The 16,406-nt window shown below is 47.7% G+C and carries 14 protein-coding genes; all 14 read right to left on the reverse strand.

The annotated features are described in order from the left end of the window. Nucleotides 1-19: 19 nt before the first annotated feature. Nucleotides 20-4,018, reverse strand: a complete 3,999-nt coding sequence (locus CPIN_RS25995; RefSeq protein WP_012792846.1) for a baseplate J/gp47 family protein — start codon at nucleotides 4,016-4,018, stop codon at nucleotides 20-22. Continuing rightward, on the reverse strand, nucleotides 4,018-4,476 hold the full coding sequence (locus CPIN_RS26000; protein ID WP_012792847.1) for a gp25 family contractile injection system sheath assembly initiator: 459 nt from the start codon (nucleotides 4,474-4,476) through the stop codon (nucleotides 4,018-4,020). Before CPIN_RS26000 ends, CPIN_RS25995 begins: the two co-directional genes overlap by 1 nt. A 25-nt stretch (nucleotides 4,477-4,501) precedes the next feature. Next, nucleotides 4,502-4,792 carry a PAAR domain-containing contractile injection system baseplate protein gene (locus CPIN_RS26005; RefSeq protein ID WP_012792848.1) on the reverse strand — a complete coding sequence of 97 codons (291 nt, stop codon included), beginning with the start codon at nucleotides 4,790-4,792 and terminating at the stop codon, nucleotides 4,502-4,504. Between the two features lie 10 nt (nucleotides 4,793-4,802). Beyond that, nucleotides 4,803-6,593: a type VI secretion system tip protein VgrG gene (vgrG, locus tag CPIN_RS26010; protein ID WP_012792849.1), complete on the reverse strand. Its 1,791-nt coding sequence runs from the start codon at nucleotides 6,591-6,593 to the stop codon at nucleotides 4,803-4,805. A gap of 2 nt (nucleotides 6,594-6,595) precedes the next feature. After that, nucleotides 6,596-7,303 (reverse strand): CIS tube protein, encoded by a 708-nt coding sequence (locus CPIN_RS26015; protein ID WP_012792850.1) that lies wholly within the window; start codon nucleotides 7,301-7,303, stop codon nucleotides 6,596-6,598. Beyond that, complete coding sequence (locus CPIN_RS39065; RefSeq protein WP_012792851.1) at nucleotides 7,303-7,473, reverse strand: DUF5908 family protein; 171 nt, start codon at nucleotides 7,471-7,473, stop codon at nucleotides 7,303-7,305. The genes CPIN_RS26015 and CPIN_RS39065 overlap by 1 nt, the downstream gene beginning before the upstream one ends. 21 nt (nucleotides 7,474-7,494) lie before the next feature. Beyond that, nucleotides 7,495-7,959, reverse strand: coding sequence for a phage tail protein (locus tag CPIN_RS26020; protein WP_012792852.1), 465 nt, complete (start codon nucleotides 7,957-7,959; stop codon nucleotides 7,495-7,497). Nucleotides 7,960-7,961: 2 nt separating this feature from the next. After that, nucleotides 7,962-8,405: a phage tail protein gene (locus tag CPIN_RS26025; RefSeq protein ID WP_012792853.1), complete on the reverse strand. Its 444-nt coding sequence runs from the start codon at nucleotides 8,403-8,405 to the stop codon at nucleotides 7,962-7,964. 43 nt (nucleotides 8,406-8,448) lie between these two features. Continuing rightward, nucleotides 8,449-9,294, reverse strand: a complete 846-nt coding sequence (locus CPIN_RS26030) for a hypothetical protein (protein ID WP_012792854.1) — start codon at nucleotides 9,292-9,294, stop codon at nucleotides 8,449-8,451. 42 nt (nucleotides 9,295-9,336) lie between these two features. After that, nucleotides 9,337-10,275: a hypothetical protein gene (locus CPIN_RS26035; protein ID WP_012792855.1), complete on the reverse strand. Its 939-nt coding sequence runs from the start codon at nucleotides 10,273-10,275 to the stop codon at nucleotides 9,337-9,339. A gap of 129 nt (nucleotides 10,276-10,404) precedes the next feature. Next, nucleotides 10,405-11,802: a phage tail sheath family protein gene (locus CPIN_RS26040; protein WP_012792856.1), complete on the reverse strand. Its 1,398-nt coding sequence runs from the start codon at nucleotides 11,800-11,802 to the stop codon at nucleotides 10,405-10,407. 11 nt (nucleotides 11,803-11,813) lie between these two features. Further along, nucleotides 11,814-13,037: a hypothetical protein gene (locus tag CPIN_RS26045; RefSeq protein WP_012792857.1), complete on the reverse strand. Its 1,224-nt coding sequence runs from the start codon at nucleotides 13,035-13,037 to the stop codon at nucleotides 11,814-11,816. A 3-nt stretch (nucleotides 13,038-13,040) separates the two neighbouring features. Beyond that, a complete protein-coding gene (locus CPIN_RS26050; RefSeq protein WP_012792858.1) occupies nucleotides 13,041-13,655 on the reverse strand; it encodes a contractile injection system cap protein in 615 nt (204 codons plus the stop codon). 876 nt (nucleotides 13,656-14,531) lie between these two features. Beyond that, nucleotides 14,532-16,361 (reverse strand): beta-N-acetylhexosaminidase, encoded by a 1,830-nt coding sequence (locus CPIN_RS26060; RefSeq protein WP_012792859.1) that lies wholly within the window; start codon nucleotides 16,359-16,361, stop codon nucleotides 14,532-14,534. Nucleotides 16,362-16,406: the final 45 nt, after the last annotated feature.

Consider the following 16,406-nt stretch of genomic DNA (forward strand, 5'->3'; position numbering starts at 1 on the left):
TTAGTTTTTTATGAATGTTTTATTTGATCCTGAATACCGCTTGCTGACTGGCTGCTGTGCAGGAATCGGTGATAATATTTGTGTATGATTGTTCTCCTCCTATGAGTACCGACCACGGGGTATCGGCAGTGATCGCCTTTACCGGCGGACCTTCCACACCATCCTTTTTATCAAACATGGTAAAGTCGGTTACGTAGTCGACATATTCCCGCTGTTCGATAAACTGTAATACGGAAGACATCATCATGGTACCGCCAAACACGATATCCTGTGCGCCCGTATTGATCCATGGTGACAGATAAGCCTGTACTTCGCTGACCAGTTTCTTAAGGTAGAAATTCGCATCTCTGCCGGCTCTCAGGCGAATATTGCCTTTAAAGCTAACCGGCTGGTATACCGGGTTGATGACCTGCACCTTTGCAAAAGCCGACGTACGGCTGCTCAGGTATTCGCTCACTCTCTCCAGTATAATGCGGCTTACCTTCGGACTGAATCGTTCATCGGCAGGATACTCATCAATACGTGGTATCACAGCCAGTGTAACCCAGCCGGGTGATTGTAACTGCCTGATGCTGCCAGCCTCGTCCCTGCACATCTTCGAATGCGGAATACATTTAATTTTGAAGATCTCAGGAAATGCATCCAGGATGATACGCTCATAGTCAAAAACATTAATCGCTCTTCCTTTGTGACGCAGACGTTCGCTGACGCGTATATAGAATTCATCTGAAGTCTCTTCTTTCCGGCCGCCAAAAGAGGAATAAGGCTGACTGATCTTCGTCACCATCGCATCGGGTACAACCAGTCCGCTGATAGTCTGTGCTGCCAATGCCGTCCCTACTCTTGCAGGATCATTCTCCTGGTTGCGGAATGTAGCTTTTATCGCCTGTGCTACCACCGCTACCCCTTCACATACAGCAGCTGAATAGAGATGTGTACTGATACGCAGCCAGTGATAACCGGATGGCAATACAGTATGTGTCGTATCCGCATCCCATGGCAACGCGATCGTTACAATACCCGATACCAGCATCTCCTGGGTGGTATCACTGATGATCTGCGAATGATCTTCCAGTGTCTTCCACTCATTGCCTGACATATAATGCCATTTGATAGCTGCCTTGCGGATATCCGGATCTGCGGTAAACTCTGCCAGCTGAAACAACAGTGTGACATTTGTACCAGGTACGGCCTGTTGCAGACCGACATACAAAGTACCTTCATCATCATACACCGGCATAAAATGAGCGGTCGTACCGGATGACAGGAGTTTATAGTTACCTGGCTCATAAGGGTACTGATGCAGCAGCGTAATATCTGCGCCACTCGCAGCAGCCGCATATTCCAGGGTAAATGATTTGATAACAGGCGTATAAGGTGGCGGCGGGAAACCGAGTACATTACCGGATGTACCGTTCACATAGCCATCGAGTGATGCCGCTTTGTTATAGGTGTTGGCTGTACTGCTGGTAACGCCGTCTGCTGCCACTTTCAGGTCTGCGTGTTCCTGTTCGGGGTCACCGCTGTGCAGATTAGCCGCCAGACCAGCTACATTCCATGCTTTTGTATACGCATCGAGTGATTGTGTCAGTAAACCACTTGCATTCGTCTGCAGCACACTCAGTTTAAGATTGCCTATTTTGATCAGCTGATCAGCCAGTATGCCTGGATACTCTTCTTGTTTGAAACTCTTATCAAGTCTGAAACGCAGGAAACCGTAAAGGGCAGCATTGTTATACGGCAGTAAAGGCGCGGATTGTTTAAGGACCGGAATACTGCCTGCAGCCGGTATCGTAATCTGTTTCAGCGCTTGCAGATGATTGCCGCCATCCTGATCAAACAGCTGTATTCCATTACCACCAGGGATATTCTCCCACTGTCCGTTATTCAATCTTTGCAGCGAAGCAGTGAAGTAGGTATTGGAGATACCCATATTGTAAGCATAATAATGGGTAGCGAAATTGTCAGGCAATCCTTCCCACTCCATATTCAGTTTTACATCTGTCAGTTTCTTCCGGAATACTTCATCGCTGCCGATGTAAAAGTTGCCGCCCGCTTTCGGCACACTGGTGAAAGGAATGAACTTGTTGTTCGGGTCCAGCGGACCTTCATCATTACCGATCAGCAGATTTTTAATATTGGTAACATGTACACTGATCGATGTATTAACCACAACCAGGTTACTCAGCACATCATACCAGGGTTCATCCTGCTCTGCCAGGTGAAAATGTAAACCATGATTAAAGAGTATCCTTAGCAAAGGATCTTTCACCGGATAACTGGCCTGTAACACATCAGCTATTGGCGCTACTAATGCAGGTGCATCTGCGGCCAGTTCAAAGTTGATGGTCATGACGCCTGCCGCCAGTGATATCGCTGCTACGGGTGCAGGATACCATCCGTCTGCGGTGGTACAGTCTACCTGTAACAATCTTTTCCGTGCGATATCTTTTGCCAATTGTAACTGCTGCGCACTGATGCCTGTGTAGATCCTGAATTCATTATCTCCTGCTTCATCATCCAGCCACTTTTCTGTCAGACCGGCTGTTTTCAGTTTACTACGGATCGCAGCTACAGTGGCTTTATCGATCGCTGCCTTTTCAAAGGCCGTCAGTATTTCTTCGTTAAGCAGGTAAAAAGGTTTGGCCAATAAGGCCGCCAGTTGGTCTGCTTTCGCCGCAGGCGGTGTGAGTTCGATCGTTACTGTTACGTTACGCGTACCCTCTTTCAGCAGTAATACAGGAGAAGACAGTAACAGCCCCGTTGTGCCAAATGGAAAGTGAGATACACCTGCCTGCGGATTATTCTTGCTGACATATTGGGCAGCACCCAGTAAAGGCCAGCTGTTGTAAGCCGGATTACGGAAGCCATCTCCCAATCCGTCAGCGCTTGCCGCTACCGGAGCCGTATAGATATTCGCATTTTCATCTTTGAAGAGCGTACGCAACTCTGCAACTTTAGCTTTGTTTAATACAACATCTTCTTCCGTATAAAAAGTAACATCATTACCCAATGCATCTTTACCGGCTTTTACGCCCGTGTTATCTTCGAGCAGATAATCCGGCAGCTGCCTGGCCAATTCTGCTACCAGGTGTACATGATCCGGCGTCAGTGATTTCTTCTTCAGTTGCAGCACTTCTTCATAAAAGAAGTTCAGGTGCTGACGCCCCAGTGTATTCAGCTGTGTCTTTACCTGGGCAAAGAGTTGCAGGAAGCCATACAGCAAACCAACATGCGGCTGATGCTTTTGCGAACCGTTCATCACGGCATCAAAATCCTGCACGGCAAAACCCTGTACCTGCTGAATACCTTTATAGAAGATGACAAACAGCTCGTCCAGCTGTGTCAGCATTTTCTCTCTTTTCCTGCGGGGATAATTACCCAGTCTTACCAGGTAAGCATCTTTCGCGATCAGCTTGTCCATGGTCAATGACCAGGATGGATTGCTGCGGAGGATGGCGATATTGTTCACCGCTTCATCCGGTAAAGGATGATCCGCATCTACCATCGTATTGGCAATAGCAATCAGCCGGTATAATGCTTTACTGAAGTCAGACTGAACGAGCGCATTCAACATGCCACTCAATCCGGTGCCGGTATCCAGGTCCGTATTCCAGCTGTCCAGTTGCATCACCATATCCAGTATGCGGAAGAACATGGACCAGAACTGATCGGCAGGCAATTGCTGCGACAGCTCCGTCCTGGCCTTCTGATAGGCGGCGTCAAAACCGGCCGTATCAAACTGCTGGATGGCGGCATATTGGAAAGGAGGATTGTTCCGGAAGAAATCCTGCCAGTCCCCGCGCGATACAAGCGGTGTATCTGCCCGGCGGGACGGCTGATCAGTATCATTATAGTAAAGTACATATCTGGCATAGCGGTACAGGAAACCCAGTAACTGTGCAGTACTGCGTTCGTCAATCTGTACCCTGTCGGTTGACAGCGCATCCATTTTCCGCTGCAACTGGCTTACACCATCGCGTACCAGGTTATTCGATATGTTATCTGAAGCATTCATTATCTTATGGCTATAGCTGCATTTATTCCTTCTGCACGGCCTTCCTGTACATAGAAGTCATATACATAGTTGTACCGTGAATTGGTGGCTCTGATGGTATAATCTACACTGATACGCAGGTACCCCTGTATCGCATCCCATGAATCTGACTGGGATACAGTGATCTTGTCTGCCTTTATCCTTGCTTCATAATAGAGAATGGCATTAGTGACCATATCTGTAATGAAACCGATCAGGGTATTGCTCATGGATTCAAACTGGTAGTCTGCCAGGTTGCAACCAAACTGGGGTATCATCACGCGTTCACCCAGACTGGTCGACAGGAGAATGTGCAGACTTTGTTCAATATCCTCCCTCCCTACAGCCATCACGGCGTAACAATCCTTGTCGTCATTGTCTTTGCGGAAGGTGGGGGGAAAAGACCAGCCGCAGCCTAGAAAATCTTTCGCGTCGGGCATATACAAAACTTTTATACGATCTATATTATCCTCCGATCATCACAGTGGGACATCCCAGTACGATAGAACCGCCATGTGCGGTGGAATCGCCCATACGGGCTGCCGGTTTGCCGCCGATCATCACTGTGGCCGAACCTTTTACGATGACGTCAGGCGGACCGGTACATACCAGCATATCTCCTACCGTCGCCGCAGACATACCGCCGATCAACACGGTAGGTACACCGGGACCACTGACAGGACCACCAACGTGGGGAACCGGGCCTGTCGACATGGGGCAAACATGCATATCTGTTAATCTTGCTGCCGGGGGCATTTTCTGTTTTTTAGTTGATCTTTACCATTCCGCCCTGCAATTCCAGCATGGCGGAGGAGGCTACTTTTGCTTTCGCCTGACCATTCAGTTCCAGTGTGGTGTTTGCTTTTCCGGAGATGGTCATGCCTTCAATCTTGATGTCAGTACCGGCTTTCAATGAGAAGGCACCGGTCGCTTCCATCTTAATATCTTTTGCGCTTTTAATGGTAATACCGGCTGACTCCATTTTGATGACGTTGCCATGCTGATCCTGGATCGTGATCGCCTTGTCTTTTTCACTCAGCTCAATGAAATTGCCTGCAGGCGTTTCCATTTTCATCACTTTGTTCTCATCATCATACATGGTCTTCATCTTACTGCGGGTCACCAGGCCCTTGATATGATTGGTATCCTCTGCCTTTACAGGGGCGGGGTTCTTACTGCTGTGCAGCATACCCAGTACTACGGCAAAGCGGGGATCATCATTAACAAAACCTACGATTACCTCATCCCCTATTTCAGGACGGAAGAAATAACCACGTTCTTTACCGGCATCCAGTGAAGCCATACGGGCCCAGGTGCCTTTGTCGTTGTTATCGGTCAGCGGCATCTTCACCAGTATGCGGTCTTCTCCGTCAGGATCGCTCTCCAGTTGTACTACCACGCCTATCTGCAATCCATGTACGGCGGGCAATAAACCGGCCGCAGGCGTCTCTGTCAGGTCTTCCTTATGATGGAACCATTCAGGAGAAATACCAAATTGCATTTGTGTGGTCCAGATACCTTCCGCATATTCATGACGTACACCACTCACATATACCAGTCCGTTAAAGCGGTTACCCAATCCTTTGAGTTCAACGGTATCCCCGGGTTTTGTATCCGGAGATCCCTTGATCTTGACCCGGCCGCGTATCTTGGCCATCCTGCTTTTCAGCATGACAGATTCCGCCCAGGCTTTCAGTTCGGGTTCGCTGATCAGACCACTGTGCCGCAATTCCAGCTTCTCAGGAGATACGGCTTTCGCCAGTTCTTTTCCTGACAGGTTGCCGGCTTCTTTAAAAGACACACTGGTGGTAGAATTCTGTTGTACCGCCTGGTCTTTGTAGCTCCAGGCACTGGTATTCACTTCCTGCCACTGTGTGCGGGCGTCGATCTCGGCTTCAAACTCGTCGATGGTAGCGCCATATACCAGTGTCAGCGTGGGAGATCCGGCCAGTTCAGGTTTCTTCATATCGACCTTTCCATCCTGCACCATCAGTACGCAACTGTTCATTTCAGCGCGGCTGAGGGCAAAATCCCAGTCGGTACAATTAAACTGTACCAGTTCCTTATGCTGTACGGGCGTACTATCCAGCGCACCTGCCTTATTGCCCAGCACCTTTTTCAGTGCATCGCTGTCGCTTGTCTCCCTGAAGTATCTGTGTTTCCTGCCGAGGGTCAGCGATACCGCTTCATCGCGGCAATCCAGCTGCAGAAGGCCATTACCGCTCTCGCTTGCGCGGATACCATGTTTGACAATGATACCCTTGAACACGGTCGTCTGTTTACCATCGCGGCCTACTTTCAGTTCGATCTTATTACCGGGAATGAAGTCAGCTGCTTCACTCACCGCAAACTTTTCGTCGGCGACGTCACCGTCAAGGTACTGGAGACGTGCATAAGGGATTAGGTTCACTTCCCTGACAATGGAAACCGAGCGCAGATGATAAGCCGGATTATTCACCCTGTTGCCGTTAATCAGCACTTCAAAGCTGGTATAATCATAGACCCCGGGAGTGGGGATGATCCGTTCGTCTGTCGCTATATTTTCCTCATTGGCCATGTTCAGGAAGTTTTTTGTGTTTCTGACTGTTTCACCGGCGGGAAGCCAAGTTCATCATCCGTACGGAGCTTCCGTACGCTGACCAGTTCATTGTAGTAGGCGACCTGCATATACAGGGCAGGATCGCCATAATTTTTGTAGCAGAGCAACGGCAGCGTGTCTCCATCAGCTACCCGGACGCTCCTGAAAAGGTCAGGTGAGTGTTTATCTTCTTTTGCAACCCGCTTTTTGGGTTCCGTGTATTGGGTGAAGGTAGCACTCACTTTTGCCCTTAAAGGGGCGCCATTGGGCTTAAAAAGCACATAGTTGATGTCCAGCGTAGTCAGGACACAATCGAAGGTGAACAAACCCCACTGAATTTTCAGAATGGCGGGTTTATGTGCTTCTCCCTGCATCTTGTATACGACTGCTAACAGCTGATCCACCTGGTCTTTTACTTCCGTACCATTCAGGACGTTACCCTCGATGGTACCGGTATTGTCCAGGGTGAAATCGAGTTTCAGCTGTTCCGGTGCGGTGAACTTATATTCAGGAGCGCTGCCCTGATTGCCGCCGGTGGTCTTTTGCTTGGCCTCTACCTTGTAGGACTGCGCATAGCTCTCCGGGTTGATCGGGATGGTGAAGTCGCTTCCGGCCGACTGTTTCTGTTTCTGATCCAGAAACGGCCGGATAACGATCTTCTCAACGTTCGCTGTTTCTTTGTTTGCCATCAGCGTTCTCTTTGATCTTTCAGGATTTCAAGCACCTTTTCGACGCAGGTACGTACGATCGCCTCAGGAGATCCCTCCTGCTGCTCGTTACTGCCACCTGTGTTACCTTTACTACCGGCAGCTTCATCGACAGCTACCTTGATGACCATTTCTCTTATCTCTACTGGCATGGGCCTTGTTTTAATGTTCTGCTATTCCACACTGAAATAGTTATAATTCAGTTCAAATGTTTCAATCACCACTTCCCCTTTGTCTGCATTGAAGTCCGCCACCTTCCAGTTCTTTGGCCAGGCGCGGTGCACTTTCCAGGTCATCAGCGGCTGGTGCTGTTCATTGAGCAGGGTTACAATGAGATCAATGGGCGCGAAGCTGAAGTTTTTGAAAGCGTCAAGACACCATTGTGAGACGATGGAATCCGCCGGTTTGAAGATACCACGGCGCAGCACCAGGTCCGTACACTTATTGCGCAGGGGCAGGACATGCTCAAAGCGGTTCTCTCCTCCCTCCCGCAGGGTGTCTGTCTGCATCTGAAAGTTGAGTCCCGATACAGACTGAAAAAGGATGTCATTGTCCGTTTGCTGGACAGTGCCCTTTTTGTCGAATAGGAACTCTACTTTAAAATGGAACCCTACAGGAGGATAATTAGCGGCTGCCATCTTTATTTGTTTTCAATCACCAGGCCTTCGTGTACCAGCTCAACACTTTCAACGGCGATCTCATTGGCGTCTGCTTTCAGATCGGCTGACTGCACCTTGATAGGCCATGCATTCTTCACCTTCCAAACGATGATAGGTTTATGCATTTCATCCAGCAGACTGATCGTGATGTTTCTGCGGTATTTACCGTTCTGTTCCTGGAAGAATACAGTTTCTTCCCACCAGTCAAAATATTCATTGTCTGACTGGAATGTGCCGCGTTTCAGCGTGATATTGCTGTATTTTTTCAGACCTGGTTGTTTGGTCTTATGATATTCCGGACTGGCGCCATGGCGGTATTCGATCGCCTCTGTTTCAACAGTAAGACCGGTTACTTCAGTAAAACCGATGTTTTTACCACCCCATTCTACCTGGAAGTGAAACTTGGGTAATGGATAATTTGCCATTGTTTTTCTTTTGTACTGTTATAATTGAATATGGAAATCTTGATTATTTTTTAGCAGCCGGTGCGGGTGTCGTCTCGCAGGATTTTGCTGCCAATGCTGCCGCATATGCTTTGTCCAGTGCATCTTTACGTGCCTGTGCAAATTCGCGTTTGCAGGAAACTACTTCTACATCTTTCTGCAGATCCTTCAGTTCATCCAGGGTGGATTCATACTGATGTTTCGTTTTGGTGTAGAAATCACAGGCTTCGTCGTCCATAGGGAACAACGGCGTCTTCTGCGGGTGACAGGAAGCACAATCTTCCAGGTCCGGTTTCTTACCGTCAGTAACCAGTTTATAAGAACCTTCTACCTGGTACACCAGTCCTTTTTCTCCTGCCAGCAGGCCCCAGAGTTCTTCTTCCTGGCGATAGGTCACCAGCAATGCGTTGATCGCATCCTTGATCGCGTTAAGTGCATCATCCTCCGCTGTTTTCAGGGCAGTAAGATTGGCGATGATAGAGTTCGGCCCCTTGGAAGGGATTTTGTTGTCGATACGATCGGTCAGCACTTTAATCTGTCCTTTCAGTACCTCCGAACAATCCAGCAGCTGTTTTGCTTCGCAGATAAGGATCTTGATAGCGTCGATACAGAGATGCGCATTCTTGCCTGTTTTCTTACTGTACTTACGCGTTCTCTCAAGTGTACCGAGATAGATCATACCCAGACGGTTGGTTTCCGTGATGGTTGCCAGGATATCTTTCAGTACCTCCGACCAGCGCTTCTTTTTATCCAGTGCGCTTTTTTTGAATGCCTCCTGGGCCTTGGCATTATTAAGTTCCTGATCAGCCTCAATACAGTCTTTTTTGAGGCGGTCAAGATATTGTTGAACAGTATCGTTATTGGATGCCATGATGATGTAAATTGTAAACGGTTTTAAATAATGTGGAATGCGTTAACTTTCGTTCTGCTGCTCAGCCGGTTCATCACAGTTGTTGCAGTCAAATGCATGTTCTGCCTGTTCTGAGATGTCGTCGAGTTTTTTGCAGCCACCGCCGTTACAGTTTTTATCCTCTACAAACTTGGCCGCATCTGCCACAGCATCTTTCACCACCCATGCTACATTCTTCAGGGTGCTGGCTTTGCTGAGATCTTTCAGTGCATCGCCCAGCGGCTTGCGGGAATCATCATACTTCTTCTGAGAACCCTTCACGTTGTTTTCCACGTCAGTGATCAGGCCCGTACCGTCTGTCTTTGCTGTTGCGATCAATACAGACAGGTTATCTACATTGACAAAAGCGTTGATACCGGCTACTTTTACCGCAGCCTGTACAACGTCGTCGGCCTGATTATTGATCTTTTCAGCATAAGCCACGAATTCCTGTACGCTGTCTTCGATATTCTTCTTACCAGGACCTCCCTTGGACAGATTCTCACGGATCAGCTTCAGCTCTTCTGAGTTACAGGAGTCGGCCACGGCGTCTTTCAGTTTACCAGCCAGTGTATTGACCAGACCAGCTTTCTGTTTCGCTGTCTTGATCGCAGTAACGGCTGCATCAAAAGACGTCTTTATGCCTGTATATTTCGCCTGTGCAAGTAATACGGTAGCGGTCAGTCCTTCGAGATCCTGACCTGTGTATACAGTCACGCAGTTGCTGAGGAAGTTATATTCCTTCACCGCACGTGCATACTTTTCATTGACTTTCCGCTCAACGCATACCACCTGGCTGGCGGTGTTGGTCTTAATGACCTCAGCTTCAAACGCCGCTGATTTCTGCTGTTGTTCGGTTTTCAGTACTACGCCGTAGTCTTTCATCAGCAGATCGAACTGAGACGGAGAAGGTGGGGCACACTGTACTGCCGGCGTCTCTACCGGAGGTTTAAAGTCACTCATATGTGGTGTATTTTCTGGGGTTTATTAGATTGTTGATAACCAGGAATTTTATCCAATCAGCCTTATTATTTGAGATTAACTCTCTTGTTTAAACCAATTCTTAATTCCTAATTTTTAATTCCTAATTAATCAGGATTCCTGCATTTTGTGGCTGAATCTCAGGATGATGAACTCCGCCGGACGTACTACTGCCAGACCGATCTCAACGATCATCTTTCCTTCAAGGATATCAAATGCAGTCATCGTTTCATTGATACCGATCTTCACGTAGAATGCATGTTCAGGTTTAGCGCCTGCCAGTGCACCGGAACGCCACTGATTGATCAGGAAGTTCTCAATCATTGCCTTTACCTTCACCCAGGTATTCGCATCGTTCGGTTCAAATACAAAACCTTCAGATGCTTTCTTGGTAGATTCTTCTACCATATTGAAATAACGGCGAACGGATACATAACGCCATTCGTTAGAGTTACCATCCAGGGTACGGGCGCCCCATATTTTAATACCTCTGCCGGAGAAGAAACGGATCGCATTGATCGACTTACCTGCGTTTACATCTACGTTGAGATTACGCTGGATCTGATCGCTGATATCACAGGTTACACCGGATACGGCCAGCAGTCCTTCGTTAGCCGGTGCTTTCCACACGCCGCGGGAATTGTCAACACGGGCGTATACACCAGCTACAGAAGCAGATGGAGGCAGAATGATGGAATAGTTGGAGATGGCCAGTTTAACATTTGATTTTTCAAGACTGTTCAGTCCTCCGAAATTACCGGCGCTGCCACCTACGATCACCACAGTACCTTCATCATATGCATAATCGAAAGTAGAGCGGATGTTAGGGAAATACGCAGCTCCGTAGCTTGGATAAGGAGAATTGATCGCATCTCTGAATTCCTGTGCAGCAGCCAGGATCTCACCTTCTGTTTTCAGCGTAAGACCATTGTCAAAGATATCCATGATCACGAAACGGTCTTTCAGATCATAACACTGTGTCAGCGCTGCTTCCAGCAATGTTTTGTAGGTATCCTGCGGCATATTCTGGCCTTCTGGGAAAATGATCAGCGTAGGCTCATCCTGCTTTCTTAGTTCGGTCAGTGCATCCATAAATGGCTCCTGATCGATGATAGGCGTACCGAAATCCTGGTACGGACCTACAGAAATGATCCAGCATGGACCGCCACCGTTGGCATAGAACTGCTGTAACGCGTAATACATGATGTGTTTGGACAGGCCCTTGCCGTCAGCAGGATCATAACTTACAGCATAACGTGTACCTGAAGTATCGCTGGTAGTGATGGTAACGATCAGGTTTACTTCCGGTTGAGGACCACCAAAGATGTTCTCATATTCCAGGAGTGAGCTGATACGTACAGGAGTACCATAGATTTCTTTACCATCTACGATCCCTGTCTGTGTAAAGCCGATAAATGCAGGAATTGCTGTTTCTACTGCTGTGATGGACGGGGGGAACTTGGAGACTTCTTCAATATACACACCTGGTGTATAATATGTGTTTGCCATAGTTGATCGATTTATAATTTCATTTTAGGAAGTAAAATTTCGGAACATATAAGATCGCCTTGTCTGCTGATAAGTTCTCCATCCGGGTTAGGAAGGCTGACAGCGGCGTAGCTTACTTTACGATAGGATTGCATCAGCGGGTAAGGCTGTTTACTGATGATGACCTTTCTGATACCTGGCGGGGCGGGAGATATTTCATCCCAGTTGCTATCTGCACCGGGCGTATCGCCTTTCTGCAGATAATATTTCCAGTAGGTAGCCCTGCTGGCAAAACGTAACTCAAACACAGGCGCAGCAGGCAGTATCAGCAAACCATCTGCGTCTATCAGCTGAAACGCGGTATCGGCAGGTCGCATTACCAGGTCGAGCACACCCCATGCATCTCTCTGGTAAAGCTTTGCGTGCAGATATACCGTGTAACTGCGGCTATAGTTATTACTACCGGCGATCTTCAATGTATAGATACCATCCGGTGTACCGGTGAAGTCGAGCAATGCATCCTGTAAACCACCCGTTTGTTGAAACGGCAGTGCTTTAATTTCATCCTCACCACGCAGCAATGTAAACGTGGCCTGCTCAATTCCCTGCTGATCGAAAGTGTATGGAAATTTCAATGGCAGCAGTATCCGGTCGTATTCGTTGATATAATGAAAATCATCTGTGTTTATCCAGCCTGTAGCCGCACTGGTGGTGCGTGCTATCGCCTGGGATACGTTTCCGTTCACAATCGCGGTTTCTCCCATTTCATAGGTCCGTCCGTCAGTGATAGGCTGAACTGCAGAAGAAAGTGAGGGAAAAGCTTTACCGCTGGTCGTATCATCATTGGTGAAATAATAAACCGAAGGAAATACGGGATTGATACGCAGGTTGCTGCGTGACACCAGGGAGGCGTTCTTTAATCGTATCAGGAACTGTAAACGCAGTTGCCCATCCAAGGGTACTGCGGTTGTCAATCCGCCGTCAGGAGCGGGTGTTGAAGCGACTCCCAGTACAATGCCTGTAGACGTCCGACGGTACACGATACGTTGTCCTTTTAATATTTTTTCCGTTGCAGGTGTAGGGGTGATGCTCACATCATCCATCAGATTGTACCGGTTGTCCATAAGGAGATCGGCCAATCGGAACTCCTGGTCCTCCTGTGACAGACTGTAATAGTTGCTGCCTTCTTTATCGAGGTAGAAGCTGTGCAACATATTTACGACTGCCAGGCGCCTGTATGTAATCTGAAAAGCCATTCATTATGATTTGGGGAAAGCAATACTGTCTTTGGACTGGATTTGCTCCACAATAGTTCCAAGTCCTGTTATCCTGTTCTCTGTGATCTTCACAAGTCTTACTTTGTACAATACACTGGGCATTTGTTTACCACCCAATGCACCCCATAGATGATTCAATTGTTCAAATGAGAGGGAAAACAGTTCAAGGTGTAACTGCAGGTCATCCAGCGCCTGACCGCTATTGATCAGGACTTCGTTGGGAGAGTTCTTCAGTGTAAAACTACTTTTACCCTGGAAGAACTGAATAGCCTGAGAAAGTCGTGACAGCGCATCTTCATAGTTTTTATAATGTGCCGACACCAACATGTACAGGTTGAGATAAATGGGAGGATTATGATAAGCAATGCCCTGCGCATTTCTATAGAAATGCGAACTGTTTTTCAGGGTGGCTTCCTCTTCTATATTCACCATACTCAGAATGATTCGTTCTTCTGCGCCCGGGGGTCTGTCAGGTGTTTCCAGCGTAGCTACATTGTCCAGCACTACATGGCTTTCGGGGTCGTTTCCCATAGGGTTAAAGGACTGGATATAACTATCTAACTGGTCTTTTAATAACTTAAAAGCAGTGAAGATCATGGTTATGATTTTAATCAAGACACGGAGATCAGGCCAGTGGCTATTGCCAGCGGCTGCATACTCGATATGATGTATTCTTTATGGATACGGTTGATGAGGAAAATGGTGTACCAGTCTTCCTGTACAGCACATGCAGCATTCTGAATTACGGATTTCTTTTTGGGGTGTAATGATGACCATAATGCACATGTTGCGGTGACTGCAGCGCATCAAGAGTTACAAGTTCTTCTTTTTTGTTATGATTTTTCTTTTCGGGGTAATTAAAAAAATTGTCTTCTAATTATTTATGTTCTGGAGTTCTTCAAACGCATAACACACGATTACCATAGAGAATGTAAAACTAGGTATTATTCCCGAAATAAAAAACTTTTAAATACCCCTGCGTAGAAATTGCGTACAAGTACGCAGCGGTTTTTTAGCGGCGGATACGTTGTCTTTTTTGTTATAAAACCGCTTCTTTATAAGCTGTCCTTTTTCATAAAAGTGCTCCCTTCTTTTAGTACCGGATTGATATATCATATCACTATTCAGACCTCTTTTTAATAACAACCCCACACAACCATACACCCGGCTGCACACTGTTCAAAGAGAATAAGCGCCTATAGCCTGGCAATTGTATAACGGTGATTGATTCCCCCTTCCTGCAGAAAATACAGCCTCATTCCCTGTCAGCATCATATCATGCTGCATACCCTCCCATTACCTGCACATACCTCTGCTCTCAGGATCAACGCCTGCCCGTCAAGTCCAGCTCACCTCCTCCGATACGCCCTGTATACGGCTCGTATCCGACCACACAACGTCCTGTATACTACTAAACAAAAAGGCCGGTCTGCTATAAGCGACCGGCCCTCTATACAAACTTTACTATAACTGCTAATTCCCCTCCAGCGGCACCGTAAACATATTACTCACTCTACCTCCTGGTGTTACAATAATATAATTCAACACCATCGGCTTCTCACTTTTCCCTTTCACCGGCAGCAATATCGCCCCGTTGTACAGGTTAGCAGTCTGATCTGCCTTATGCCCGTCAACAGTATAATACACGTTGCTGTTCGCTACAAAAGGAATAATCTCCGCAGTTCTCCTGCCAGCTGCATCTGCGCCAAAAGTCACCTTTGCCTCCGGAATACGATAGTACACCTTCATCTGCTCCAGCTCCTGCAAACGTAAAGGCAGACGCGCAGTAGAGAAGTCCTCATAATTCCGCTGCCCCTTCGCTGACCATGCCACCTCTGACAATGCCAGCATACGCGGGAACAGCATATATTCCAGTTTATTATTGGTACCGATATACTCTGTCCAGAGGTTTGCCTGTACACCCAGTACATGCTGCTGCTGATCGGGCGTCAGCGAATCAGGACGTGGATTGTAGCTGTACACTCTCTCTAACGGCAGGAAACCGCCAATAGCCGTCGGCTCATTCTGTTTATCTTTAGACTGATAATGGTCGATATACAAGTGGCTGTTAGGCGTCATAATCACATCATGGCCCATTCTCGCAGCTGCGATACCGCCTTTCTCCCCTCTCCAGCTCATGACAGTCGCATTAGGCGCTAATCCACCTTCCAGGATCTCGTCCCATCCTACCAGGCGTCTGCCATTCTTATTCAGGAACTTCTCGATACGGGAAATAAAATAGCTCTGTAACTCATGCTCGTCTTTCAGCTTCTGTTTCGCAATCAGGGTCTGTGCAAATTTAGACTCCTGCCAGTGCTCCTTCGGTACTTCGTCGCCACCTACATGGATGTACTCACCCGGGAAGATCGCCATGACTTCAGTCAGCACATCCTCCAGGAATTTAAAAGTCTCTTCCTTCGGACAATAGATCGCATAATGTACGCCCCAGTAACCTGGCACATGATACAGGGTATCTTTACAACCAAACTGCGGATAAGCAGCCAATACCGCAGTACTGTGGCCTGGCAATTCGATCTCCGGCAGAATCGTGATCTTACGGTCAGCAGCATATTTCACCAGCTCACGCGCCTCTTCCTGTGAATAATAACCGCCGTGTTTCACGCCGTCATACACGAATGGTTTATAATCGCCATACTGTCTCAGAATACTGGAATCACGCCAGGCGGATACCTGGGTCAGTTTCGGGTACTTTTTGATCTCCAGTCTCCAGCCCTGGTCATCGGTCAGGTGCCAATGCAGTCTGTTGAATTTAAAATAAGCCAGGAGATCCACGATCTTCTTCATTTCATCCAGGGAGAAGAAATGTCTTGCTACGTCGATCATCACACCACGGTAACCAAATTCCGGTTTGTCACTAACAGTAACTGCCGGTACACTGAGTCCGCCGTCTTGTGTTTCGATCAGCTGCAATACCGATTGCAGCCCATAAAAACAACCTGCGCTGCCACCCTTGATGGTGATTTTCTCAGGTGTCACAGTCAGACTATAAGCCTCCTGCGCGCCGGCATCTGCCTGGTCGTCCAGTACGATCGCCTTCCCGCTGGCCTCACGGGCGATGGTCAGTTTGATACCATAACGGTTCCAGAGAAATTCATTGAACAGATCCGCATTCTTTCTTGCGGCATCGCTTGCTGCCACCAGTACGGTCTGTTTACCTAATGCAAAATGTCCGGTCGCAGCCTGTACAGAAACAGGTTTCGGGATGATGGAGTAGTTGCTTTGTGCATGAGCGCCACTCACTCCCAGAGAAAAGACTAAAATAGATGCAATTCTTTTTAACATCTTGTTACTTTAATAGATTACGAATTATTTGCCTGGTGTAAGATT

Source organism: Chitinophaga pinensis DSM 2588 (assembly GCF_000024005.1).
In the GTDB taxonomy this organism is placed as follows: domain Bacteria; phylum Bacteroidota; class Bacteroidia; order Chitinophagales; family Chitinophagaceae; genus Chitinophaga; species Chitinophaga pinensis.